The sequence below is a fragment of the uncultured Martelella sp. genome (assembly GCF_963677965.2).
In the GTDB taxonomy this organism is placed as follows: Bacteria; Pseudomonadota; Alphaproteobacteria; order Rhizobiales; family Rhizobiaceae; genus Martelella; species Martelella mangrovi.
Genome location: NZ_CAXXFM010000001.1, coordinates 1,790,233 through 1,815,000, shown reverse-complemented (window position 1 = coordinate 1,815,000; position 24,768 = coordinate 1,790,233). Strand labels below are relative to the sequence as shown.

The window sequence follows — 24,768 nt, the reverse complement described above, 5'->3', positions numbered from 1 at the left end:
GCAACCGGCATCACCCGGCTGGAGACCGTGAAGGTCTCAAGGGCTGCGGCAGACCAGCGTGCGGGCCGTGCCGGGCGAACCGCACCGGGGATTGCGCTGCGCCTCTGGCATGAGGGGCAGATCGCCGCACTTCCGGCCTTCAGCCCGCCGGAAATCCTGTCGTCCGATCTTTCCGGGCTGGCGCTTGATCTTGCCCATTGGGGTGTCACCGACCCCGCGCAGCTTTCCTTTGCCGATCAGCCGCCCGGGCCGGCCTATGTCGAAGCGACGAAACTGCTGGGTGCGCTGGGCGCGCTGGATGCGGCGGGGCGGCTGACGGAAACCGGCGAACTGATGCGCGCCATCCCCCTGCCGCCGCGCCTTGCCGCCATGGTCATCAGCGCAGCGGAAGCCGGCAACGCCTTTGAGGCGGCCGAACTCGCTACCCTCCTGAGTGAACAGGGGCTTGGCGGCAACAGCCTCGATCTTTCGGAGCGCTTGCGGCGTTTCCGCCGTGAGAAAACCCCGCGCGCAGAGGCCGCGCGCGGCCTTGCCGGACGGATCGCCAAAACGACCGGCGGCGGCAGAAGCGGCGAACCTTTCGATCCCGGCGCAGCCCTGATCCACGCTTTTCCCGACCGGATTGCCATGGCGCGCGGTGGCCGGGGTCGCTATCTGATGGCAAACGGACGCGGCGCGGAGCTGGCCGAGGACGATCCCCTGGCGGCCCATGATTTCCTCGTTATTGCCGACCTCACGGGCGCGGCCGCGCGCGGCCGCATTCTTGCCGCCTGCCCTGTCTCACGTGAAACAATCCTTAAAGCGCGGGCCGATGCGATTGTGACCCGCGAGGAATGCCGCTTCGACCGACAGAGCCTTTCGGTGCGGACGCGCAGCGTGACCCGGCTTGACGCGCTGGTGCTGGCAGAACGGCCCGGCAGCAAGCCCGCCGGGGAAAAAGCCGCCGAAGCGCTTGCCGAAGGATTGCGCACGCACGGGCTTGAACTTCTCGCCCTTCCGAAGGAGGCGGCGCATCTTGTCGAGCGCATCGGCTTTCTTCACCGCAAGCTGGGGGCGCCATGGCCGGATGTCTCGCAACAGGGGCTGCTGAAAAGCCTCGATATCTGGTTCACGCCCTTTCAGGTCAATGTCGCAGCACTTACGGCGATCAGCCCGAAAAGCCTGACCCAGGGCCTGCAGGCGCTGCTGCCTTATCCACTTGCGAGCGACCTCGACCGACTGGCGCCGACGCATTTCACCGCGCCCACCGGCGACCGGGTTCCGATCCGCTATGACCGCGACGAGCCGGTGCTTTCCATTCGCGTACAGATGCTCTACGGGCTGAAGAGCCATCCGACGATTGCGGGAAGCGTGCCGCTGCTGCTGGAGCTGACCTCACCGGCGGGACGGCCGATCCAGACGACACGGGACCTTGCCGGTTTCTGGGCGGGATCATGGAAGGATGTGCGTGCCGACATGCGCGGGCGCTACCCCAAACATGCCTGGCCGGAGGACCCCGCCAATGCGGAAGCCACACGGCGGGCAAAACCGCGCGGAACATGAGACGATGACGCCAACATTCAACGGTTTGCGCCGCTGCCACGGACGAAGGGAGATTTCGCAATGAAAGCACCGGTCCCGGAAATGGTCGGACAGGAACGTCGCGGCAGCCTGCGCCTGCAGACGCTCGTGCGGCTCAGATGGCTGGCGGTTGCCGGACAGGCCGCAACCGCACTGACGGTTGCCTACGGGCTTGATTTTCCGATGCCGCTGTTTCCCGTTCTGGCGCTGATTTTAGCCCTGGCGCTCGGCAATCTGGTCTTGAGCCTGCATTTTCCGGCGACCCAGCGGGTTTCCCCGCGCATCGCCTTTTCGCTGATCGGCTTCGACCTTCTGCAACTTACCGCGTTGCTTTATCTGACGGGCGGGCTTGCCAATCCGTTTGCGCCGCTGATCTGCGTGCCGGTGATCATCTCCTTTGCCGCATTGCCGCTGCATTATGCCTTTGCGCTTCTGGCCTTTGCTGTTTCCGGCGTTTCGGCGCTGGCGCTCAGCCCGTTTCCCCTGCCCTGGCACGAGGGGATTATTCTGGAGATCGAGCCGATCCTGAAATTCGGCATCTGGATCGCCATCATCTCGATGCTGGGTTTTGCGGCCTTTTATGCCCAGCGCATCACCCTTGAGGCCCAGCAGATTTCCGATGCACTGGCAGCCACCGAACTGGTGCTGCAACGCGAACAGCATCTTTCCCAGCTCGACGGGCTGGCGGCCGCGGCCGCACATGAACTCGGCACCCCGCTTGCCACGATTTCGGTGGTGGCCAAGGAGATGGCGCGCGCGCTTTCCGATGATCCCGACCATGGCGAGGATGTGCAGCTGCTGGTCAGCCAGAGCCAGCGTTGCCGTGAAATTCTCGGCCGCCTGACCTCGCTTTCCAATGAGGACGAGGCGCATATGCGCCGCCTGCCGCTGACCTCGCTGATCGAGGAGGTTGCGGCGCCGCACCGGCCGTTCATCGCCGAAATGGAAATCAGGGTTTCAGGCGAAACCAGCGGCGAGCCGGTGGGAACCCGCAATCCCGGCATCATCTACGGGCTTGGCAATATCGTCGAAAACGCCGTCGAGCATGCCCGCCGCAAGGTCGCAATCGACGCGCTTTACAGCGAAACACAGGTGACGATCACGGTGACCGATGACGGCGAAGGCTATACGCCGGATATCCTGCCGCGCATCGGCGATCCCTTCGTGTCCGACCGGCCGAAAGACCCGGCCAACAGCCGCGCCGGCGGGCTTGGCCTCGGCCTGTTCATCGCCAAGACCCTGCTGGAACGCTCCGGCGCGCATCTGACATTCGAAAATGCCGGCGGCGCGCGCATCACCGTTTCCTGGCCACGCTGGCGGATGGAAACAGAGGCTGCCGATCAGAGCTGAGACTTCTGCGCCGGGATCACCTGTGTGAGGAAGATCGCAACCGTGGCAAGGGCCGCAAACAAGGCCAGCAGGAAGCCCGGCGCAAGCGTGATGCCGGTCTGCTGGATGATGAAGGTGGCCAGAAGCGGCGTCAGCCCGCCGACAATGGCAAAGCCGATATTGTAGACGAAGGCGACACCGGTATAGCGCACATCGGTCGGAAAGATTGCCGTCAGCAGCACCGGGCCGACACCCCAGGCAAAGGCGCCGATCAGCGAAATCACGATCATGGCCGGCATCAGCGACGCGACCCCTTCATGTATCCAGACATAGACAGGGATCGCCGCGATCGCCAGCAGCAAGGACGCGACAAAGGCCGGAACCTTGATGCCGACGAAATCGGAAATGGCCCCGGCAACGGGCATGGGCAGCGAAAACACGATGATGCCGATGAGCACGGCGCTGGCCACCTGATCGGGGTCATAATGCAGGAAATCGGTCAGATAGCTGTTCATATAGAGGTAAAGAAGCGGCACGGCGGCAGCCCCAAGCCCGGTGATGAACAGCCCAAGCCAGACGGCGCGGGCATTATCGCGGAACAGGGCGGCCAGCGGCACCTTGTGGGCCGAGGCTTCCATTTCGGCAAAGGCCGGGCTTTCGGCAAGGCGCGCGCGCAGCACAAAACCGGCAATCGCCACCAGACCACCGATGAAAAAGCCGATGCGCCAGCCATAGGAGAGCACGGCCGCATCGCTCAACAGGTGCTCGATCGCCCATTGCACGGCCTGGGCGGCCAGCATGCCGACATTGATGATCATGAACAGGAAGCCGCAGGCAAGACCGCGCCGCTTCGGCATGGTTTCGGTGATCAGCGTCATCGCGCCGGGGATTTCCCCGCCAAGACACAGCCCCTGCACCATGCGCAGCACGACCAGCGCGATGGTTGCCGCAATGCCCCAGGTGGCATAGCCGGGCATGAAGGCGATCAGGAAGGTGGCGCCGGCCATGCCGGCGATCGAAACGCGCAGCATCAGCTTGCGGCCATGCCTGTCGCCGAAATGGGAAAACAGGATGCCGCCAAGCGGGCGCACCAGATAACCGGCGGCAAAGACGGCGAACGCGGCCAGAAGGCGGGTCGCCGCCGCTTCGGAAGGAAAGAAGGTCTTGCCGATCTGCGAGGCGAAGGAGGCGTAGATCACGAAATCATAGAATTCCAGACCGCCGCCCATACTGCCCAGAAACAGCGCCCGATTGCGCTCACCGGCTGTTACCGCCATATGCCTTCCTCCGAAAATTGCATCGAAAAAGACGTTGGCCGAACGACGGGCGAAAGGCAAGCCTGCCGCAAAACCCTGCATTGAGATAATGGCGATCCGTTTTCATGCGGCGGATCAGTCCGGATCAGACAAAACCCATCTGCAGACCGGCCAAACTGCTGACAAAGCGCGTCCCGCGTTCTTTCGTCATACCGACCTTGAGCCGGTATCCAGGGCCGCTTACGGCACCCTCCTGCCCTCTCCCGTCGTGCCTTCAAGAGTGCCGCGCTGACGTGCAGCGGCGAGATCGACATGAAGCGTCGGGCCCGCCGCCGAACAACAGAATGTCCCGCCGGGCGAAAGGCCCGGCGAGAAGCAGAAATGCGGAAGATACCTAGCGCTGGATCCCCAGCTCGCTGACATCGACCTCAAGCGGGCCGGAAAGGTCCTCGATCGAATCGTAAAGCAGTTCCAGCACATATTGCGGATTATGCGCGAAGGCGCCGGGGTCGGCCGTCACGAATTTCCAGTTATAGGCCGCCTTCAGGCTGCGCGGGGTCCAGGCATTATAGTTTACAGAGCGCCCATCGACCTGGTCGCCGCGACCGTCCTGATCGGCATCAACGAAGAAATAGGGATAATGCGGCTCAAACACGATCGGCGTGCCGGCGACATTGGCGGCATAATCCTGAAGCATCTCCATCAGCAGCGCCGCATTATTGGCGACATCGGAGCGGATGCCCTTGGAAAGATCGCCGCTGCCGTCATAGCTCACGCGCGAAATCCGGATTTCGTCGACATTTCCGGTCTCGTGACAGGTCAGACAGGTCTGTTCGGCGACCGTCAGCGTGTGCGGATTGTGACAGGAAACGCAGTCGGCCACCGGACGGGCGTGGAAGAACCGGCCCGAATAGGTCTTGTCGGGGTATTCGAAGCCGCCCGCACCGACAGCGCCGAGACGCACGGCACCGGCCAGCGCATAATGCGGATTGACGAAACCGATTTCGGGATCCGGCGTATCCTCGGCCTTGTCGCCAACGGCATTCGACACGCTCACCCCGGCCTCACGACCGGAGTGACAGGTGAGACAGGCCGCCTCGACACCGGGTTTGACGGGGTGCTCGACACCGCTGGGCAGGGTGATCGCGGTGATTTCGGCAAGGCCGGGATTGTGGCAGGTCTCGCAGTCGACGACACCGCCGACCGGCACGGCCGCCGCCACGCCGGGCTCGCTGCCATCCAGCCCGTGAAAGGCGCGAAAGCCCGCGCCGGAGTGACAGGTGGAACAGCTTGCGGGCACCTCGCCCTCGCCATCCCAGTGCGTAAAGGCTTCAGCCGAGGCATCGGCATGCGCCGAACGCGCCCAGGCCTCGATCATGGTCTGCTGCGGTATCGAAATCTGGTCCGGTCTGAACGGCCCGGACTGCGGCATGACAAAAAGCTCCAGCGCATCGACAGCCGCTTCGCCTTCATCGTTGTCCTGCGCCAAAACAGTATTAGAATTGACAAATGTCAAACTCGCCGCAATAATGGCGACGAAAATTGAAGAAAATCGCTTCACTTCTGAAGACATGGCTTTTCACCCCCGCTGAAAATTCATAGTCTGCGTTTTAAGTATGCTAATCAATTCGGCCCGTTCCGGCAAATCAAATGTCGGATAGACCGTAGGGTTTCATGCGGAAAGTCTCAGGAGTGTTTTGTTGGACCGCCTATTTTCTTCCGGTTTGTCCGTACCGACCGGCCCTTCATTGCCAGACGATCATGTTGCCGACACGCTTCTCACCGAGGAAGCGGCGCTCACGCCTGCTTTCGGGGAAGAACTCCGGGTTGTGCCGCTGGTCGAGGTTGACGCCCTGGTCGCGCAAGGTCAGCCATTGCTTTCGCTGCGCGGTGCGCCGGACGTCAGGCTCGTCGCCCCGATGGCGGCCCGCGTGGCAGCCATCGAGCTCAATCCCGGCCGTCGGCTGATCCAGATGCTGCTGTTCCGCGAAAACGGCGGCGGCCGGCATCAATTTACCACCGAGGGGGCCGGCAATGACGCTGCTGCCCTGCGCGCGCTGATGCAGGACGCCGGTCTCTGGCGCCTCTGTCGCAGCAGGCCGTTCGGGCATATGCCCGGCCTTGCCGAGACCCCGACCGCAATTTTCGTGATGGCCGCCGATTCACGGCCTGCCGCTCCCGACCCGAAAACAGCACTTGCCGGACGCGAGGAGGCGCTGGCGCGCGGCCTTGCCGCGCTCAACCTTCTGGCCGAAGACGCCGTCTTCCTGTGCGAGACCAAGGGCAAGACGCTCGACCTTGCCGATACCGGCACCGTGCGCCGCATTACCTGCGGCAAGCTGCACCCGCAGGGACTTGCCGGCATCCAGATCCACCACCACGCACCGGCCGAAGTCGAGGCGCGCGTCTGGGATATCCATGCCGAGGATGTCGCCGATCTCGGTGATCTTCTGGCCACCGGCCTCCTGCCCGAAACCCGTCTGGTCACCGTCACCGGTTCGGCCATGCGCGAGCCGCGCCTGTTGCGCTGTCAGCCCGGTGCGGACCTGCGCGGCCTCTGTCACGGCTATGTGCGGCCGGGCCCCTATCAGGTGCTCGCCGGTTCCGTGCTCGACGGCCGGCCCGCGCACTGGCTGGGTCCGCGCGACCGGCAGGCCAGCGTGGTGACCCGCGGCTCCGGCAGGCGGCGCGGCCACTGGTTTTCCGCCGCACTGACACGCGCTTCCCGACCGTTGCCGATCATTCCGACGGCGGCCCTTTCCCAGTCGTTCGGCGGCGATATTCCCGCCGCGGCCCTGATGCGCGCGCTTTCGGCCGGCGATCAGGAAGCCGCGGCCCGCCTTGGCGCCCTGTCGCTGCTGGAGGAGGATCTCGCGCTGGTCGATTACGTCACATCCTCCGAACCATCGCTTGCCGCACAATTGCGCGGGCTGCTGAATGCCATCGAACAAGAGGAGGCGCCGGCATGAATCACGGCTTGTGGGACCGCGAAACCGTCGCCCTGCTTCTTCTGATCTCGGTCATGCCGCTGGCGCTGACCTGGCTTTGGTATGGCGGGCTGGACGCCATTGGTCTTTTGCTGCTGGCGCTGATCATTTCCGGCCTGTGGCATGTCATCTTCATGCTGGCACGCGCCCAGCCGCCATCCTTTGCCGGCGCGCTGACGGCGCTTGCGATCGCCATGCTGGCGCCCGAAGACCTCAGCATCATTCAACTGGTCCTCGGCATCAGCTTCGGTTCGGTCATGGCAGAACTCGTGTTCGGCGGCTGGGGGCGCAATGTGCTGAACCCTGCCACCGTAACACTGGCCTTTCTCGGCTTCGGGTTCGTAACCGCGCCCTGGCCGGAACTGCCGCTGCCGCTGGCCTGGGCGGCCATCCCGGCTGCCCTGCTCGGCGCGCTGACCGGCGTGATGCCCGCACGGGTCATTGCCGGCGCGGTGATCGTCATCGGCGGCGCCCAGCTGGCGGGTGTGCCGATTGAACCGATACTGCCGGCCGTCGCCGTGGTTCTGGTTCTTCTGGTTGCCGATCCCGTTGCCAGCGCCTCGACCCGGCTCGGCGGCTGGCTCAACGGCGCCTTTTTCGGCGCATTGATAATCCTGTTCACGCTCGGCTGGCAAAGCGCCGCCCCCTTGCAGATGGCGGTGTCGGCAGCGCTTTTGACCTCGCTTGCCGCCCCGTTGCTGGACGAAGCCGCGATTTCCGTGTGGCTTGCCCAAAGGAGAAGACGTCATGGCTGACCTGAACCCCATCTCGGCATGGCGCCGGTTCCTCGCACTTCCGAATGAAAACCGGACCAAGACCGTCATTGTCGCCTTTCTTGTATCGGCCGTCTGTGCGCTTCTGGTGAGCGGCGCGACCGTCGTGCTGCGGCCGATCCAGGCGGCAAACCGCGCGGCGGAAGAACAGGCCCGGCTGGAAGCGCTGGTCGCCGGCATTCCCGGCATGACCGAATTGCTGGAACAGTCCGGCGGTTCGCTTTCAACGGTGGTGATCAACCTGCCCGAGGGCGCGGCCGCACAGGATGTGACGCCCGAAACACTTGCCACCGCGCTTGACGATGCGGCAAACTGGACCACGCTTTCGCCCGGAGAGGATACGGCGGGTCTCGGCCGGCGGCCGGATTATGCCCAGATCTATCTGCTGCGCGGTGAAAACGGTGACATCTCGCTAGCACTGCTGCCGATCAGCGGCGCGGGCTATCAGGCGCCGATCGACGCCATCCTGGCGCTGCGCGGCGACATGAACACCATCGCCGGCCTTGCGATCACCAACCAGGCGGAAACGCCCGGCCTTGGCGGGCGCATCGAGGAGCCGGCCTGGCTGGCGCAGTTCCCCGGCACCGAACTGGCCGACACCACGGGCGATGTGCGCTTTGCCGTTGCCAAGGGGGCGGCCGGCAATGAATACGAGGTTGACGGCATCACCGGCGCCACAAACACCGGCAACGCATTCACCAAGATCATGCGGTTCTGGGGCGGGCCGGAAGGTTACGGCCCGCTGATCGACGCCGTCCAGCGCGGGGAGTTCTGATATGGCGGACCGCACCAAACTCTGGTCGACGCTGACGGAGCCGCTCGTCCAGCAAAATCCGGTGACGCTGCAGATCCTCGGCATCTGTTCGGCGCTGGCGGTAACCACCTCGGTGGCGACCGCGCTGACCATGTCCGCCTCGCTGACCACGGTGCTGGTACTGTCGTCCATGCTTGTCAGCCTGATCCGCCGCCATATTCCCGATTCCATCCGGCTGATCGTGCAGATCGTCATCGTCGCCTCGCTGGTGGTGGTCATCGACCAGATCCTGCAGGCCTATCTCTTCGACATCAGCCGCAAGCTCTCGGTGTTCGTCAGCCTGATCACCACCAACTGCCTGGTGCTGGGGCGGACCGAATCCTATGCGCGCTCCAACCCGCCGCTGCCCTCCATGGTCGACGCACTCGGCAACGGGCTCGGCTATTCGCTGGTGCTGATCATCATCGGATCGGCGCGCGAACTGTTCGGCGCCGGCAAGCTGATGGGGTATCAGGTCTTTCCGGTGGTCGCCGATGGCGGCTGGTTCACGCCGCTCAACCTGATGCTGCTCGCCCCGAGCGCCTTCTTCATGCTCGGCGGGCTGGTCTGGGCCATTCGCTCCGTGCTGCCGGAACAGGCCGAGCCGTCCGAATTCAACCCGCCGGAAACAGAGGAGGCCAGATGATGAGTGACCTCTGGTCCCTGTTTCTCAGCGCAGCCTTCGTTGAAAATGCGCCGCTGACGCTGTTTCTCGGTCTGTGTACGTTTCTGGCGCTGTCGCGGCGCACCGGCTCGGCCATCGGCCTGGGCATCGCCGTGACTGCGGTTCTGGGCGTCACCGTGCCGCTCAACCAGCTGATCTATCACGCCCTTCTGGCGCCGGGCGCATGGGCCTGGGCCGGCATGCCGGATGTCGACCTTTCCTACCTGAAGCTGATCTCGTTCATCGGCGTTATCGCCGCGACGGTGCAGCTTGTGGAAATGGTGCTCGACCGGTTCTTCCCGGCCATCTACTCTTCCTTCGGCGTCTTCCTGCCGCTTTTGACGGTGCATTGCGCCATTCTCGCCGGCAGCCTGTTCATGGTCGACCGTGATTACAGCGTCGGTGAATCGGCGGTATTCGGCATCGGTCTCGGCTTTGGCTTCGGCGTTGCCGTGGTTCTGCTCGGCGCGATCCGGGCACGCCTTTCCTATGCCGATCTGCCCCAGGGGCTGCGCGGGCTCGGCATTACCTTCACACTGGCCGGAATGATGTCACTCGGCTTTTCGGCATTTGCGCAAATGGTGACGCCATGAACGAGATCGCTGTTGGAGCCATTGTCATTATCGGCCTCGTCCTGGTGCTGACGCTGGCGCTGCTGATCACGCGCGCGCGCCTGATCCCCGCCGAAGCGCTGATGGTCAAGGTCAACGATACGATGGAAATCGAGGCCAATCGCGGCGACCGCCTGCTCGGTGTGCTGCATGGCGCCGGTATCGGCATTCCCGCCGCCTGCGGCGGTTCGGGCACATGCGGACTGTGCCGTGTGCAGGTGGAGGGCGAAGGCGCGGGCGAAGCGCAGGCCACCGAACGCGGCGTGCTTTCAGCCGCCGAGCGCAAGGCCCATATGCGCCTTGCCTGCCAGACCGCGCTTCGAGGCCCCTGCTCGGTGACCGTGCCGCAGGATTTTGTCGGGGCGACCGGCTTTACCTGCCGCGTGGTTTCCAACGAGATGAAGGCGCCGCTGATCCGCGAACTGGTGCTGCAACTGCCCGAAGGCCAGCCGTTTGATTTCGTGGCCGGCGGGTTCATGCAGTTGACCGCACCGGCATACGGGCTTGATTTCCGCGATATCGACATTGACCCGCCGTTTCGCGAGCCCTGGCGGGTCTCCGGCTGGTCGGAGATGACTTCCTACGCCGAAAAATCCGTCACCCGCGCCTATTCGATTGCCTGCCGGCCGGAAGATGCCAGACAGGAACGCGCCGTCTTCAATATCCGCCTCGCCGCACCGCCGCCCGGGCGCGAACAGGAAATTCCGCCGGGCATCGTCTCCTCATGGCTGTTCGCCCTCAAACCGGGTGATGAAGTCGAGGCCTCCGGGCCGTTCGGCGAATTCGAGGTGCAGCCGACAGAGCGCGAAATGGTATTCATCGGCGGCGGTGTCGGCATGGCGCCGCTCAGGGCCATGATCCACGACCAGATCGGCAAGAACACCCAAAGGCGGATGCGCTATTTCTACGGCGCGCGGTCGGTTGCCGACCTGTTCTATGTCGAGGAGTTCGAGAAGATCGCTGCCGAACACGACAATTTCTCCTGGACACCGGCGCTTTCCGATCCCGCACCGGGCGACCGCTGGACGGGGGCAAGCGGTTTCATCCACGATGTGGTGCGCGCGGAACTCTCCCGCCATCCCGCACCGGAAGACTGTGAATATTACATGTGCGGACCGCCGGTGATGATTTCGGCGGTGATCTCCACCCTGCACCGGCTCGGTGTCGAGTCGAAGTCCATCTTCTACGACGATTTCGGAGTCTGACCCATGAACGCACGCCAAACCTTTCTGACCCGCCGCCGCGTTCTCGCACTTTCCGGAACGGCTTTTCTGGCCGCTGCCGGCGCCCACGCAAAAACCCCGGCCATCCTGCAATCAGCGCCTGCGACGCAACAGATCACCGGCGAGGCCTTTGCCACGACATGGCGGGTGACGGTTCCCGATAGCGGCAGGCCGGAAGCATTGCGGGGCGACATCGAGGCTCTGCTTGCCGGCATCGACCGGATGATGTCGCCCTGGCGCACCGACAGCGAGATCAGCGCGTTCAACGCGGCCGGCGCCGGTGGCCGGCCGGTCTCGGCCGAAACCGCTTTCGTGGCTGACGCAGCACTCGATATCGCAATCCGCAGCGACGGCTGGTTCGACCCGAGCGTCGGCCCGCTGGTGGCGCGTTTCGGCTTCGGACCAATTAAGGGAAAAACCGCCGAAGAGGGCGCACCGCCGCTGTGGCATGCGCTCGCCGTTGACGGCAATCGCCTCGAAAAGACCCAGGGCGGTGTGACAATGGATCTCTGCGGCATTGCCAAGGGGCGCGCGCTCGACCTGATGGCTGACCGCCTTCTGGATGCCGGCCATACGGATTTCCTGATCGACCTCGGCGGCGAGCTTGTCGCCCGCGGAAACCATCCCGCCGGCCGGCCATGGCAGGTCGCCGTCGAAGACCCGCGCCTGAACGCAAGCGGCGGCGCCGGTGTGCTGAAACTTGCCGATGGCGCCGTTGCCACCTCGGGTCTTCGCGCGCAAAGCTATGCGCTTTCCGGCCACAGCTACAGCCACATCATCGATCCGCGCCATGCCGTTCCGGTCGAGGGCGCCATCGCATCGGTTTCGGTGCTCGCCCCCGACGCGATGACCGCGGATGGCTGGGCAACGGCACTGACGGCTGCCGGCGGCAACGGACCGGCGCTTGCGCGCAGCCGCGCGATTTCCGCCCTTTTCCTGTTTCATGACGGTGAGGGCCTGCGACGTGAAACCACGGGCGGTTTCAGCCGTTTTCTGCTATAGTGTTCCAGAGAGGAGTACTGACATGGAAATCCTGATGGCAATTGCGATCGTGCTTCTGGGCATGGGTGGCCTGGCTGTCGGCCTTCTTGTCGGGCGCGGTCCGCTCAAGGGCTCGTGCGGCGGCATGGCCTGCATGAAGGAAGCGGCCTGCGAGGGCTGCCCGAACCGTGGGCAGGGGCCGGCGAAATGACGGACACGATCGCCGAGATCACCAAGACCGAGACGCTGACCGTCACCCCGGAAACGCCGATCCGGCGCGCCGTGGCGCTGCTGGTCGAAAGCAAGGCGGCCGCCGCCCCGGTTGTCGATGACAGCGGCATGCTTTGCGGCATCCTCACCCAGAAGGACTGTTTCAACCCGGCGCTTCAGGCAAGCTATTACCAGGAATGGAAAGGCACGGTGGCCGACTATATGAGCCACAACGTCGTCAGCCTGCCGGCCAGCGCCGATCTGGTCACCGCCGCCGAAGCCTTCATTGCCCATCCGCACCGGGTGTTTCCGGTGGTCGACGGCAACCGGCTGGTGGGTCTTCTGCGCCGCTCCGATGTGCTCTCCGCCCTCGTGCGACTCAGCGGCTAAAACGCTTCGGCCATGTCCCTGAGCGGCAGGCATCCGGCCCTGCCGCAACATTTCCGCCTGCTTTCGAAAACCCATCCGGCGGCCTGCCTGCCTGTCACTCCCCGTGGGTCTTTTGGGGTTTACCCCCCGGCTTTCGGGAGTCATAAGCATCTGATACCATTGGAGCGCGGTCATTTGCCGCGGGAAGATTTCAGGCATGGCAGATATGGACGACACGCAAATACCGGGTATCGGGCGGGATGAAACAGCGGGCGATTCCAGCGGCGAAATGAGCCTGCTGATCGTTGACGATGATACGCCCTTTCTGCGCCGTATCGCCCGGGCCATGGAAACGCGCGGCTTTTCGATCGACACTGCCGGCACCGTTGCCGAAGGGGTGGAAAGCGCAAGGGCGCGGCCGCCAAAATATGCGGTCGTCGATCTAAGACTGGAAGACGGCAGCGGCCTTGATGTGATCGCCGCCATTCGCGAGGCCCGAGAAGATACCCGCATCGTGGTACTGACCGGCTACGGCAATATCGCCACGGCCGTGACCGCCGTGAAACTCGGCGCGCTCGACTATCTGGCAAAACCGGCTGACGCCGACGACATCGTTCACGCGCTGACCCAGGCGCCGGGCGAAAAGGTCGACCCGCCGGAAAACCCGATGTCGGCCGACCGGGTGCGCTGGGAACATATCCAGCGGGTCTACGAGATGTGCGACCGCAATGTTTCGGAAACCGCACGCCGCCTCAACATGCACCGCCGCACCCTGCAGCGGATTTTGGCCAAGCGCGCGCCGCGCTGACAATCCGCTCGTTCAGAACGTAATCCCCTCCGCTTCGAGCCGTTCCAGCACCAGTTCCGCCGCTGTCAGCCGCTCGGCGGCATTGCGGGCAAAAGCGAGTGTCAAAAGCTTGCGGCGCGCCGGCGCCAGCTTGTGTTCGGGCGCCGGCCTGATGATTTCCGCACCGTAGCGATCAGCCAGCAACAGCCCGCAATCCTCGGGAAAGATATCCAGCGGCACATCGGCATGGGTGGCGAAGAACAGCCGGTCGCAATAATCGCGATATTGCGGCCATTTGCGGTCGACACGGAAATCCTCGATCGATGACTTGATCTCGATGATCCATATCTCGCCCTTTTCGGTCAGACAGATGAGATCGGCACGGCGCCCGTTCCTGAGCGTCATCTCGCTGATCGCGGCATTGCGCATGTGCTTCATCAGGTGCTGAACGCCGCGACGCACCAGCATGGCACGCTCGGACTGACGCCCGTCGGCCGTCGGGTTTTTCGCGTGAAGGTCGACAATCGCCATGGAACCTCCTTCCGATCGATGCATTTTCACAACAGCGCATGGCCCCTGTAGGGCCATTCACGGGACTTCACATCACTTGCGCTTGTCACGCAATAAAATGTTAACCATAAGCTTCTATCAGCTAACCATTATCATTTTTCGGTTCAATCGTCGTCACGAGTCAGCCTATGCACATCAGAACACTTCTTCTTGCACTCTCCTTAACAGGTCTGCTTGCCGTTGCCGGCTGCACCACGACCGACGGCATGTCTTCGGGCAGAATGGCGCCGGTTTCCGCCTATGCAGCCACCAATGACGAGGGCATCGACCTGCCGCGGGTGCCGATCACGGATGTGGACGAGAAGTACCGCCGCCAGATCGTTGACTACGAAACCGACCAGGCACCGGGCACCATCGTCGTCGATACCAAGGAACGGCTACTCTATTACGTGCTCGAAGATGGCAAGGCCGTGCGCTATGGCATCGGCGTCGGCCGCGACGGTTTCCGCTGGTCCGGCGAGGCTTATATCGGCCGCCGCGCCGAATGGCCGACCTGGCATCCGCCGTCAGCCATGATCAAGCGTCAGCCCGAGCTGAAGGAATTTGCCGGCGGCATGGAACCCGGCATCATGAACCCGCTCGGCGCCCGTGCACTTTACCTCTACCGCAACGGCAATGACACCATGTACCGCATCCACGGTAACCCCAACTGGACGTCGATCGGCCAGGCTGTGTCTTCCGGCTGCATCCGCATGATCAACCAGGACATTATCGACCTTTACGCCCGCGTCGATCCCGATACCCGCACCAAGGTGGTCGTGCTTCCCGGCTGAGGTCGCGCAAAGCGCAATATTCGAAAGGCGGCTTCTGTTCGGGGCCGCCTTTTTCATTTCCGCCGGCGATTTGTCGGGCCTCACGCTTGATTTTGACGGTTCGTTCGATAGATAAGGCCCAAACCCCGAAGCGGCATGACCTTTCGCCGCAACCCGAAAGGCCCGGCTATGCAGACCCCCTATTATCTGATCGACAGATCCCGCCTGCAGGCGAACCTCGACAAGATCGCCTGGCTGCGGCAAGCCTCCGGCGCAAAGGCGCTGCTGGCGCTTAAATGTTTCGCCACATGGTCGGTCTTCGACCAGATGCGCGACTATATGGACGGCACCACCTCGTCCTCGCTTTACGAGGTCAAGCTCGGCTTTGAGAAATTCGGCGGAGAGACCCATGCCTATTCGGTGGCCTATGCCGAAAACGAAATCGAAGACGTGCTCGCAAACTGCGACAAGATCATCTTCAATTCCATCGGCCAGCTGACCCGGTTCGAAAGCCAGTCGGCATCAAAAATCCGGGGCCTGCGCGTCAATCCGCAGGTTTCCACCTCGGATTTCGATCTTGCCGACCCGGCCCGGCCGTTTTCGCGCCTCGGGGAACATGATCCGGAAAAGATCGAAGCCGTGCTCGACAGGGTTTCCGGCTTCATGTTTCACAACAATTGTGAAAACGAGGATTTCGACCGTTTCGACGAGATGCTCGGCGTCATCGAGGCACGCTTCGGCCACCTGATTGCGCGCCTCGACTGGGTCAGCCTTGGCGGCGGCATCCATTTCACCGGCGAAAACTATCCGCTGGAAAAGCTGGCCGAACGACTGAAGGGCTTTGCCGAAAAATACGGCGTTCAGGTCTATCTGGAACCGGGCGAGGCCGCGATTACCGGGGCGGCAACGCTGGAGGTCACCGTGCTCGACACGCTTTATAACGGCAAGGACCTGGCGATTGTCGACAGCTCGATCGAGGCGCATATGCTCGACCTGCTGATCTATCGCGAACCGGCAAAACTTTCGCCCGATGAAGGCCCGCACAAGGTGATGATCTGCGGCAAGTCCTGCCTGGCAGGTGATATTTTCGGCGAGTTTTCCTTTGCCGAACCGGTGAAACCCGGCGACCGTCTGTCCATTGAAAATGCCGCCGGCTACACCATGGTCAAGAAGAACTGGTTCAACGGCGTGAAAATGCCGGCCATTGCCATTCGCGAGAAAGACGGCACAATCCGCACCGTGCGCGAATTCGGCTATGCGGATTATGTATCGAGCCTTTCATGAAGGCGTCACAAGCGCGCGCAAGGATTTGCGCCGCACCCGATTTCACTGGCCCATCGGCCGGACACAACGGACTTGAAAAACCGGAGGCGTTGTCCTGATGAAGAAGAATGTCCTGATCATAGGCGCCGGCGGCGTCGCCCAGGTGGTGGCGCATAAATGCGCCCAGAACAACGACGTGCTCGGCGACATCCACATCGCCTCGCGCACCAAGGCGAAATGCGACGCGATCATCGAGAGCGTTCTTGAAAAGCAGGCGATGAAGCAGGACGGCGTTCTGCTCGCCCACCAGCTCGACGCCCTCGATATCCCGTCAACCGTGGCGCTGATCAACCAGACCGGCGTCGAGATCGTCATCAATGTCGGCACCGCCTTCCTCAACATGTCGGTGCTGGAAGCCTGCCTTGAAACGGGCGCGGCCTATATCGACACCGCCATCCACGAAGAGCCCGACAAGATCTGCGAAACCCCGCCGTGGTACGCAAACTACGAATGGAAGCGCAAGGAACGCTGCGCTGAAAAGGGCGTGACCGCCATTCTCGGCGCGGGCTTCGATCCGGGCGTCGTCAATGCCTATGCCCGCCTTGCCAAGGACGATTATGTCGACGACATCACCGATATCGACATCGTCGACATCAATGCCGGCAGCCACGGCAAGTATTTCGCCACCAATTTCGATCCGGAAATCAATTTCCGCGAATTCACCGGCACGGTTTACGCCTGGCAGAACAATGAGTGGACGCAGAACAAAATGTTCGAGGTCGGCCATGAATTCGACCTGCCGGTTGTCGGCAAGCAGAAGGCCTATATGTCCGGCCATGACGAGATCCACTCGCTGTCGAAGAACATGGGCTCGCCCAATGTCCGTTTCTGGATGGGTTTCGGCGACCACTACATCAACGTCTTCACCGTGCTGAAAAGCCTCGGCCTTCTCTCCGAACAGCCGGTGATGACGGCGGAAGGTGAGGAAGTGGTGCCGCTGAAGGTGGTCAAGGCGGTGCTGCCCGACCCCTCCTCGCTTGCGCCCAACTACACCGGCAAGACCTGCATCGGCGATTTCGTCAAGGGCACAAAGGACGGCAAACCGGCCGAAGTCTTCATCTACAATGTCTCCGACCACAAGGAGGCTTACAACGAAGTCGGTTCCCAGGGCATTTCCTTTACCGCCGGCGTGCCCCCGGTCGCCGCCGCCATTCTGGTCGCATCCGGCGAATGGGATGTGAAGACCATGGCCAATGTCGAGGAACTGCCGCCCAAGCCCTTCCTCCACATCCTCAACCACATCGGCCTGCCGACGCGCGTGAAGGATGAAAACGGCGACCGGGCGCTCGATTTTTCGAAGTAACGCCGAAAACAGGAAAATCGTGAAACCCCGTAGTGACAACACTGCGGGGTTTTTCTTTGTCCGCGTCGTGCTAAAACCGTTGCAACGAAACAGGCGGGCTTATCATGTCGCTGAAAGACAAACGCATTCTTCTGATCATCGCCGGCGGTATCGCGGCTTATAAGAGCCTCGATCTGATCCGGCGGCTGAAGGAGCGCGGCGCGCGGGTGACGCCGGTGATGACGGCGGCGGCGACCGAATTCATCACGCCGTTGGCCGTCGGCGCATTGTCCGGCGGGCATGTGTTTACCGATCTGTTTTCGCGCACTGAGGAACAGGATGTCGGCCATATCCGCCTTGCGCGCGAAAACGACCTGATCGTCGTTGCGCCGGCGACCGCCAATCTGATTGCGAAAGCGGCCAATGGCCTTGCCGACGATCTGGCAAGCGCCGTGCTGCTGGCGCGCGACTGCCCGCTGCTGCTGGCGCCCGCGATGAACCCGAAAATGTGGGGCGCGGCGCCAACGCGGCGCAATCTTGCGACCCTTGTCGCCGACGGCGTCATGACCATCGGCCCGATGGCCGGTGAAATGGCCGAAAGCGGCGAGGCCGGAACCGGCCGTATGGCAGAACCGATGGAGATTGTCGCCGCCATCGAAGCGGTGTTCGATGACAAGCCGAAGCCGCTTTCCGGAAAGCGCGCCGTCATCACCTCCGGTCCGACCCATGAGGCCATCGATCCGGTGCGCTATATCGCCAACCGTTCCTCCGGCCGTCAGGGCCACGCCATTGCCGCAGCCCTTGCGAAACTGGGGGCGGATGTGACGCTGGTTTCCGGCCCGGTGTCGATTGCCGATCCCGAAGGCGTCAGCACCGTGCATGTGGAAAGCGCGCGCGACATGCTGGCCGCCGTCGAGGCCGCCCTTCCCGCCGATATCGCCGTCATGGTCGCAGCCGTTTCCGACTGGCGGGCAACGGATTCCGCCGTGCAGAAGATGAAGAAAAAGCCCGGCGAGGCACCGCCCCCGCTTCAGCTGACGGAAAATCCCGACATTCTGAAAACCATCGGCCATCATGCGCAGCGCCCGCATCTCGTCATCGGCTTTGCCGCCGAAACGCAGGATGTCGCGACCTATGCCGCCGACAAGCTGACCCGCAAGGGCGCCGACCTGATCGTCGCCAACGATGTTTCGAAAGACGGCGTCATGGGCGGCAGCCGCAATCAGGTCATGCTGGTAACAAAGGAAACGACCGAAGTCTGGCCCGACATGGACAAGACGCATGTGGCCGACAAACTGGCAAACTGGATTGCCGGGCGGCTCTGATCAGGCCCCTGCCCGATCCCGCAAGCGCGCGATCACCGCCTCGCGGACATCCTCACCTTCGGCATTGAGCGCTTCATCAAGGGCGCGCATGCGCCGGCGCAGCGTGCTGAGCTCATCCATCAGCCCCAGAATGACCGGAACCGCGTCGTCATTGACCTCCAGATCCTCGGTCAGTTCGACAATGAATTGCAGCCGGGCAAGATCGGTTTCGTCAAAGGCCGGGCCGCGTTCGCCCTCACGCGGCTTGACCCATGCGCGGGTGACGCAGATCTCCAGCCGCTCGGCGCTCAACCGGCCGATCCGTTCCAGCACTTGCGTTTTCGTCATGATGATCATCGCCGGCCTCCTTTCCAGCCCGCGCGTGGATCGTAGCCATGCTCGCTTCGCCATGCCCTGAGCGCCTCCTCAAGGGCGGGATCGGGCTCCGGCGGCAATACGATCTTCAGGGTGACCAGCATGTCGCCGGCCCCGCCGCCCGGTTTCGGCGCACCCTTGCCCTTCAGCCGCATCACCCGGCCGGAACTGGAATTGGCCGGGACCTTCAGATTGACCCGGCCGCCGATCGTCGGCACCGAGACGGTTGCGCCCAGCACGGCTTCATCAATGCCAACCGGCAGTTCCATCGTCAGATCATCGCCCTCGCGGACAAAGACCGGATCCGGCAGAACCTCGACCCGCACATAGGCATCACCCGCCGGACCGCCATTGACGCCCGGCTCGCCCTTTCCGGCAAGTCTTAACGTCTTGCCGTCCTCGATGCCGGCCGGAATCGTCAGCGCGATGCGCCCGCCTTCGGGAAGGCCGACGGTCTTCTTTGCGCCGGAAAGCGCCTCGATGAGGCTGACCTGAAGATGAAAGTGACGATCTGCGCCGCGCATCCGCATCGAACTCCGTCGTTGCCCTGCGCCGTCCCCGGCCCGGCCGCCGAAGGCGCGGGCGAAGAATTCGCCGAGATCGTCAAACCCGCCTTCGAACTCGTAGCGCGCGCTCGGATCGGCCTCGGCATGGGCGCGATAATATTGTCGCTCCGGCCGCTCCTGCTGGTTGATGTCGATCTCGCCGGCATCGAAGCGGCGGCGTTTTTCCGGGTCGCTCAAAAGGTCGTAGGCCGCCGTCACCTGGCTGAACTGTTCCGCCTTGGCGGCGTCACCAGGATTGAGGTCGGGATGAAGTTTCTTGGCAAGTTGCCGATAGGCCTTCTTGATCTCGTCCTGAGAGGCCGTTTTGGCAACGCCGAGCAATTGATAGGGGTCTTGTTGTTGCTGCACCATGATTGTGACCTTGATCAATCGGCGGATCGGCCGCCTTGCCTTATGATATGGGAATGTCCGTTTCCGCTTTCCAGACGTCGGCTGCGCTTGGCGGAAAGCAGAACGGCTCTTGCAAATTCGATATAATAACGTATATACGAAAGTACGTATCTTTTAGCGAGGAGTTTGCAATGTCTCTCGATCGTGCCGTTCTGGCCTTTGCCGGTTTCATGGTTCTGCTGTCGGTGCTTCTGACGGTCTTCGTCAGCATCTACTGGCTGTGGCTCACCGCCTTTGTCGGCCTCAACCTGCTGCAGTCGGCCTTTACCGGCTTCTGCCCGGCCGCCATCATCTTCAAAAAGCTCGGCATCAAGTCCGGCACCGCATTTTGAAAGTGAGATGATGATGCCAAAAGCGCTTGCATGGCGCGGCGCGGCCGCGCTTCTTGCCGCCGTCCTTACGGCCTTTCCGGTATCCGCCGCGATGGTGACGGTCGAACCGATGACCGTGCCGGAATGGAAGGCGGTCTATGGCGAGGTCAAGGCCCGCGACACCGTGCCGGCGCGCGCGCGCATCGGCGGCACGCTGGAATCGCTGACGCTGACGGAAGGCGATACGGTCAGCGAAGGCGATGTGATCGGCACCGTCAGAGACGACAAGCTGGATTACCAGATCGCCGCCTATGAAGCGCAGTTGAAGGGGCTCAACGCCTCGCTGGAAAACGCCCGTTCGGAACTGGAACGCGGCGAAAACCTCAACAAGCGCGGGGTGATGAGCAACCAGCAGCTCGACACGCTGAGAACCCAGGTCGACGTCGTCGTCAACAATATCGCGTCGGTCAACGCCAATATGGAAGTGGTTCGCCAGCAATTGCGCGAGGGCGACATTGTCGCCCCGGCTTCCGGCCGGGTGCTGCAGGTGCCGGTGGTCGAAGGTTCGGTGATCCTGCCCGGCGAGACCGTGGCGACGATCGGCTCCGGCGGCTTTTTCCTGAGGCTTGCCATTCCCGCCCGCCACGCAAACCTGCTTGAGGAAGGCGCGAGCATCGAGATCACCCGCCCCGATGCGGACGGCGCGGCCACGGGCAAACTGGTCAAGCTCTACCCCGAGCTCGACAACAACCGCGTGATTGCCGATGTCGAGGTCGACGGGCTGAAGACCAGCTATGTCAACCAGCGCTTTCTGGTGCGCGTGCCGATCGGCGAGCGCGAAGCGTTTTTCGTGCCGGCTGCGGCTGTGACCACCCGTCACGGGCTGGATTTCATCACGGTTTCGCTCGGCGGCGGCCAGACGCGGGAAAAGACCGTGATCACCGGCGGCAACGCCGTCATCGACGGCCATACCATGACGGAAGTGCTGACCGGGCTTGTCGCCGGCGATGAGGTGATTGTCCCATGAAACCGCATAAGCTTGGCATAGCGGGCGGGCTGACGAAGTCCTTCATCGCTTCGCCGCTGACACCGCTGTTTCTGCTGGCGGCCCTTGCGCTCGGCATCGTGGCGCTGTTCACCCTTCCGCGGGAGGAAGAGCCGCAGATTTCCGTGCCGATGGTCGATATCATCGTCCAGGCCCCGGGCCTGAAGGCGGAGGATGCCGTCAAGCTTGTCTCCGAACCGCTGGAGACGATCATCAAGGGCATCAATGATGTCGAGCATGTCTATTCGCAGATCTCCGACAACCAGGTCATGGTCACCGCCCGTTTCAAGGTCGGCACGCCGTCCGACAGCGCCGTTCTGCGGGTTCATGACAAGGTCATGGCCAACATGTCCGATATCCCCGTCGGCATTCCCGAGCCGCTGATCGTCGGCCGCACCATCGATGACGTCGCCATTGTGGCGCTGACGCTGACGCCGGCGAAAGATCAGGATGCCGGCATCACCGCCAATGATCTGACCCGGGTGGCCCGCGAATTACAGACCGAACTGACCAAGATCGACGAGGTGGGGCTTACCTATCTGGTCGGCGAGACCGGCGAGGCCATCCGCATTGCGCCCGATCCCGAGCGGCTTGCCCTTTACGGCGTGACGCTGAAGGCGCTGACCGGCAAGGTGACGGCGGCAAACCGCGCCTTTTCCACCGGCACGGTGCGCGACAACGGCATGCAGATCAATGTGATGGCGGGCCAGACCCTGTCGTCGCCCGGCGAAATCGGCAATCTTCTGCTGACCAGCGCCGATGGCCGCCCGGTTTATGTGCGCGATGTTGCCGATATCACCTATATCACCAATGATGCCGACGCCATCACCTCCTCGGTCACGCTGGCCGAAGACGGCACGATGGACCGTGTGCCCGCCGTTACCCTGGCGATCGCCAAACGCGCCGGCGCCAATGCCGTCAATGTTGCCCACGACATTCTCCACCGCGTCGACGAGCTCGAAGGAACCCTCATTCCCGACACGATGACGGTCGCCGTCACGCGGGATTACGGCGAGACCGCCAATGAGAAGGCCAACGAACTGCTGTTCCATCTGGCGCTTGCCACGGTGTCGATCATCATTCTGGTCTGGGTCGCCATCGGGCTTCGGGAAGCCCTCGTCGTTGCGATCGTCATTCCGGTGACGATCCTGCTGACCCTGTTTGCCGCAAATATCATGGGCTATACGCTCAACCGCGTGTCGCTGTTCGCGCTGATCTTTTCCATCGGCATTCTGGTGGACGACGCCATTGTCGTGATCGAGAACATCGCCCGCCACTGGGCCATGCCCGACGAGCGGACCCGCGTTCAGGCGGCCATCGAGGCGGTGGCGGAAGTCGGCAATCCGACGATCGTCGCGACGCTGACGGTTGTTGCCGCCCTCCTGCCGATGATGTTCGTCTCAGGCATGATGGGCCCTTATATGAGCCCGATCCCGGCAGTCGCGTCCGCCGCGATGATCTTCTCCTTCTTCGTCGCGGTGATGATCACGCCCTGGCTGATGGTGCGGATTGCCGGCAAGGCCAAGCTCCATGCCGATGACGGCCATGGCGGCGGCGCGCTCGGTCGCGCCTATGCGATGGTTGCCCGGCCGATCCTGAAGACGAAGCTGCGCTCCTGGACCTTTATCGGGCTCGTGCTGGTCGCCACTTTCGGTTCGCTCAGCCTGTTCTACACCAAGCATGTCACCGTCAAGCTGCTGCCCTTCGACAACAAGTCGGAACTGCAGGTAACAATCGACCTGCCGGAGGGCGCTTCGGTCGAGGAAACCGATGCGATTGCCCAGGCTGTTGCCGATGTGGTGCTGCAGACGCCAGAGGTCATGTCGGTGCAGACCCATGCGGGCACCGCCTCCCCGTTCAACTTCAACGGACTGGTTCGCCACTATTATATGCGCAACCGACCGGAGATGGGCGACGTCCAGATCAATCTGACGCCGAAGGGCGAGCGCGATCGCTCAAGCCATGAGATCGCGCTCGATCTGAGGCAGAAGATCCTGGCCGCGGTTCCCGTGCCGGCCGGAAGCTCACTCAAGGTCGTCGAGCCGCCGCCCGGCCCGCCGGTCATGGCAACGCTGCTTGCCGAAATCTACGGTCCGGATGCCGAAACCCGGCGCGCGGTGGCCGAAAAGGTCAAGGAGGCCTTCCGTTCCGTGCCCTTCATCGTCGATGTCGATGACAGCTACGGCCAGCAGGCAAAGCGCCTGCGGGTGACGATTTCCGGCGACGATCTGGAATCCTACGGCGTTGCCGAGCAGGATGTCTTCGATGCGCTTGCTGCACTCAACGGCACGACTACGGTCGGCTATTCCCATCGCGGTGGCGGCCGGCCCCCGATCCCGATCGAGATCGGCCGGACGAAGGACCAGAAGGTGCTCGACGAGACCTTCCTGTCGACGCCAGTCGCCTCGACCACCGGCGGAACGGCCTCCGTGGTCGAACTCGGCGATGTCGTCACCGTGAGCGAAGAACCCACCTCCTATGCCATCTTCCGCCATAATGGCCATTATGCCGACATGGTGACCGGTGAGCTGGCGGGGGATTTCGAGGCGCCGCTATACGGCATGCTGGCAGTTCAGGATGCCATCGACGCGATGGACTGGGGCGATCTGCCCAAACCCGCGATCAAGCTGCACGGCCAGCCGGAAGATGAAACCACACCGGTGCTGTTGTGGGACGGCGAATGGGAGGTCACCTGGGTCACCTTCCGCGATATGGGAGCGGCCTTCATGGTCGCGCTTCTGGGGATCTATATCCTGGTCGTTGCCCAGTTCGGCTCGTTCAAGGTGCCGCTGGTGATCCTGACGCCGGTGCCGCTGACCTTTATCGGCATCATGCTCGGTCACTGGATGTTCAACGCGCCGTTCACGGCCACCTCGATGATCGGCTTCATCGCGCTTGCGGGCATCATCGTGCGCAACTCGATCCTGCTGGTGGACTTTATCCGGCATACCAAATCGGATGACGTGCCGATGATCGACACGCTGATTGCGGCCGGTTCGATTCGCTTCAAGCCGATCCTGCTGACCGCGCTTGCAGCCATCATCGGCGCGGCCGTGATCCTGGCCGATCCGATCTTCCAGGGCCTGGCGATCTCGCTGCTGTTCGGCCTGATATCGTCGACGCTTCTGACCGTGCTGATCATTCCGGCGATCTATCGCGCATTGCGAAGCTGACAAGAAGACCGGCCGCGATCTGGCAAAATCGCGGCCGCATTCCCGTATAGATTGCTCTCGGCGATGCGGCCGAAATTAAGCGTGCAAAAACGTTGCGTGCCACTAATCTTATGGTTGATAACGCTCCCAATACG

General features: G+C 62.8%; 24 protein-coding genes (1 of these 24 only partly in view). 19 read left to right on the top strand and 5 right to left on the bottom strand.

Annotated features, from left to right (window positions below; genetic code table 11):
* Both hrpB and ACHZCU_RS08625 read left to right on the top strand, forming a co-directional pair.
* On the top strand, positions 1 to 1,542 hold the 3' portion of the coding sequence (gene hrpB, locus ACHZCU_RS08630; RefSeq protein ID WP_394706039.1) for an ATP-dependent helicase HrpB. The gene continues 915 nt to the left of window position 1, outside the view; only the last 1,542 of its 2,457 coding nucleotides appear in the window; its start codon lies beyond the left edge, outside the window; it ends in the stop codon at positions 1,540 to 1,542.
* A 60-nt stretch (positions 1,543 to 1,602) separates the two neighbouring features.
* Positions 1,603 to 2,910 (top strand): ActS/PrrB/RegB family redox-sensitive histidine kinase, encoded by a 1,308-nt coding sequence (locus ACHZCU_RS08625; protein WP_319518438.1) that lies wholly within the window; start codon positions 1,603 to 1,605, stop codon positions 2,908 to 2,910.
* Here ACHZCU_RS08625 and ACHZCU_RS08620 read toward each other — a convergent pair.
* Positions 2,901 to 4,166, bottom strand: a complete 1,266-nt coding sequence (locus tag ACHZCU_RS08620) for an MFS transporter (protein WP_319518437.1) — start codon at positions 4,164 to 4,166, stop codon at positions 2,901 to 2,903. The two genes, ACHZCU_RS08625 and ACHZCU_RS08620, sit on opposite strands and share 10 nt — an antisense overlap.
* Before the next feature lie 373 nt (positions 4,167 to 4,539).
* The gene (locus ACHZCU_RS08615) at positions 4,540 to 5,634 is read right to left on the bottom strand and encodes a cytochrome c3 family protein (RefSeq protein WP_227023735.1); all 1,095 of its coding nucleotides are present in this window, start codon (positions 5,632 to 5,634) and stop codon (positions 4,540 to 4,542) included.
* Positions 5,635 to 5,893: 259 nt separating this feature from the next.
* Between ACHZCU_RS08615 and ACHZCU_RS08610 the strand changes: the two genes are divergently transcribed.
* The 10 genes from ACHZCU_RS08610 to ACHZCU_RS08565 all read left to right on the top strand — a co-directional run bounded on the left by ACHZCU_RS08610 (position 5,894) and on the right by ACHZCU_RS08565 (position 13,564).
* Positions 5,894 to 7,114 carry a Na(+)-translocating NADH-quinone reductase subunit A gene (locus ACHZCU_RS08610; protein WP_319518436.1) on the top strand — a complete coding sequence of 407 codons (1,221 nt, stop codon included), beginning with the start codon at positions 5,894 to 5,896 and terminating at the stop codon, positions 7,112 to 7,114.
* A complete protein-coding gene (locus ACHZCU_RS08605) occupies positions 7,111 to 7,887 on the top strand; it encodes an RnfABCDGE type electron transport complex subunit D (RefSeq protein ID WP_106309415.1) in 777 nt (258 codons plus the stop codon). The genes ACHZCU_RS08610 and ACHZCU_RS08605 overlap by 4 nt, the downstream gene beginning before the upstream one ends.
* Positions 7,880 to 8,680 (top strand): FMN-binding protein, encoded by an 801-nt coding sequence (locus ACHZCU_RS08600; RefSeq protein WP_319518435.1) that lies wholly within the window; start codon positions 7,880 to 7,882, stop codon positions 8,678 to 8,680. Before ACHZCU_RS08605 ends, ACHZCU_RS08600 begins: the two co-directional genes overlap by 8 nt.
* A gap of 1 nt (position 8,681) precedes the next feature.
* The gene (locus ACHZCU_RS08595; protein WP_106309410.1) at positions 8,682 to 9,344 is read left to right on the top strand and encodes an NADH:ubiquinone reductase (Na(+)-transporting) subunit D; all 663 of its coding nucleotides are present in this window, start codon (positions 8,682 to 8,684) and stop codon (positions 9,342 to 9,344) included.
* On the top strand, positions 9,344 to 9,955 hold the full coding sequence (gene nqrE, locus ACHZCU_RS08590; protein WP_106309511.1) for an NADH:ubiquinone reductase (Na(+)-transporting) subunit E: 612 nt from the start codon (positions 9,344 to 9,346) through the stop codon (positions 9,953 to 9,955). Before ACHZCU_RS08595 ends, nqrE begins: the two co-directional genes overlap by 1 nt.
* Positions 9,952 to 11,178 carry an NADH:ubiquinone reductase (Na(+)-transporting) subunit F gene (gene nqrF / locus ACHZCU_RS08585; RefSeq protein ID WP_319518434.1) on the top strand — a complete coding sequence of 409 codons (1,227 nt, stop codon included), beginning with the start codon at positions 9,952 to 9,954 and terminating at the stop codon, positions 11,176 to 11,178. The genes nqrE and nqrF overlap by 4 nt, the downstream gene beginning before the upstream one ends.
* Positions 11,179 to 11,181: 3 nt before the next feature.
* The gene (locus tag ACHZCU_RS08580; RefSeq protein WP_319518433.1) at positions 11,182 to 12,198 is read left to right on the top strand and encodes an FAD:protein FMN transferase; all 1,017 of its coding nucleotides are present in this window, start codon (positions 11,182 to 11,184) and stop codon (positions 12,196 to 12,198) included.
* A 22-nt stretch (positions 12,199 to 12,220) separates the two neighbouring features.
* Positions 12,221 to 12,388 carry a (Na+)-NQR maturation NqrM gene (nqrM, locus tag ACHZCU_RS08575; RefSeq protein WP_319518432.1) on the top strand — a complete coding sequence of 56 codons (168 nt, stop codon included), beginning with the start codon at positions 12,221 to 12,223 and terminating at the stop codon, positions 12,386 to 12,388.
* Complete coding sequence (locus ACHZCU_RS08570) at positions 12,385 to 12,777, top strand: CBS domain-containing protein (RefSeq protein ID WP_319518431.1); 393 nt, start codon at positions 12,385 to 12,387, stop codon at positions 12,775 to 12,777. The genes nqrM and ACHZCU_RS08570 overlap by 4 nt, the downstream gene beginning before the upstream one ends.
* 205 nt (positions 12,778 to 12,982) lie before the next feature.
* Entirely contained in the window at positions 12,983 to 13,564 is a 582-nt protein-coding gene (locus ACHZCU_RS08565; RefSeq protein WP_394706104.1) for an ActR/PrrA/RegA family redox response regulator transcription factor, read from the top strand.
* Between the two features lie 12 nt (positions 13,565 to 13,576).
* Here the strand turns inward: ACHZCU_RS08565 and ACHZCU_RS08560 are convergent, their stop codons facing one another.
* Complete coding sequence (locus ACHZCU_RS08560) at positions 13,577 to 14,074, bottom strand: MmcB family DNA repair protein (protein WP_106309399.1); 498 nt, start codon at positions 14,072 to 14,074, stop codon at positions 13,577 to 13,579.
* A 167-nt stretch (positions 14,075 to 14,241) separates the two neighbouring features.
* Here ACHZCU_RS08560 and ACHZCU_RS08555 point away from each other — a divergent pair, with 167 nt between their 5' ends.
* The 4 genes from ACHZCU_RS08555 (at position 14,242) to coaBC (ending at position 18,795) form a co-directional block, all read left to right on the top strand.
* Positions 14,242 to 14,886, top strand: coding sequence for a L,D-transpeptidase (locus tag ACHZCU_RS08555; protein WP_106309396.1), 645 nt, complete (start codon positions 14,242 to 14,244; stop codon positions 14,884 to 14,886).
* Between the two features lie 168 nt (positions 14,887 to 15,054).
* Positions 15,055 to 16,149 carry a carboxynorspermidine decarboxylase gene (gene nspC, locus ACHZCU_RS08550; RefSeq protein WP_319519769.1) on the top strand — a complete coding sequence of 365 codons (1,095 nt, stop codon included), beginning with the start codon at positions 15,055 to 15,057 and terminating at the stop codon, positions 16,147 to 16,149.
* Positions 16,150 to 16,246: 97 nt separating this feature from the next.
* On the top strand, positions 16,247 to 17,491 hold the full coding sequence (locus ACHZCU_RS08545) for a saccharopine dehydrogenase NADP-binding domain-containing protein (RefSeq protein ID WP_106309390.1): 1,245 nt from the start codon (positions 16,247 to 16,249) through the stop codon (positions 17,489 to 17,491).
* A 104-nt stretch (positions 17,492 to 17,595) separates the two neighbouring features.
* On the top strand, positions 17,596 to 18,795 hold the full coding sequence (gene coaBC, locus ACHZCU_RS08540) for a bifunctional phosphopantothenoylcysteine decarboxylase/phosphopantothenate--cysteine ligase CoaBC (RefSeq protein ID WP_319518430.1): 1,200 nt from the start codon (positions 17,596 to 17,598) through the stop codon (positions 18,793 to 18,795).
* Here the strand turns inward: coaBC and ACHZCU_RS08535 are convergent, their stop codons facing one another.
* Together ACHZCU_RS08535 and ACHZCU_RS08530 are read right to left on the bottom strand one after the other, a co-directional pair.
* The gene (locus tag ACHZCU_RS08535; RefSeq protein WP_319518429.1) at positions 18,796 to 19,122 is read right to left on the bottom strand and encodes a chaperone modulator CbpM; all 327 of its coding nucleotides are present in this window, start codon (positions 19,120 to 19,122) and stop codon (positions 18,796 to 18,798) included.
* Positions 19,123 to 19,127: 5 nt separating this feature from the next.
* Entirely contained in the window at positions 19,128 to 20,066 is a 939-nt protein-coding gene (locus ACHZCU_RS08530) for a DnaJ C-terminal domain-containing protein (protein WP_319518428.1), read from the bottom strand.
* A gap of 170 nt (positions 20,067 to 20,236) precedes the next feature.
* Here ACHZCU_RS08530 and ACHZCU_RS08525 point away from each other — a divergent pair, with 170 nt between their 5' ends.
* Genes ACHZCU_RS08525 through ACHZCU_RS08515 form a run of 3 tightly spaced genes read left to right on the top strand, consistent with a single transcriptional unit; the run spans position 20,237 to position 24,634 of the window.
* Positions 20,237 to 20,437, top strand: a complete 201-nt coding sequence (locus ACHZCU_RS08525) for a DUF2892 domain-containing protein (RefSeq protein WP_106309384.1) — start codon at positions 20,237 to 20,239, stop codon at positions 20,435 to 20,437.
* Positions 20,438 to 20,450: 13 nt separating this feature from the next.
* On the top strand, positions 20,451 to 21,443 hold the full coding sequence (locus ACHZCU_RS08520; protein ID WP_319518427.1) for an efflux RND transporter periplasmic adaptor subunit: 993 nt from the start codon (positions 20,451 to 20,453) through the stop codon (positions 21,441 to 21,443).
* Positions 21,440 to 24,634, top strand: a complete 3,195-nt coding sequence (locus ACHZCU_RS08515) for an efflux RND transporter permease subunit (protein ID WP_319518426.1) — start codon at positions 21,440 to 21,442, stop codon at positions 24,632 to 24,634. Before ACHZCU_RS08520 ends, ACHZCU_RS08515 begins: the two co-directional genes overlap by 4 nt.
* The last annotated feature ends 134 nt before the right edge of the window (positions 24,635 to 24,768 follow it).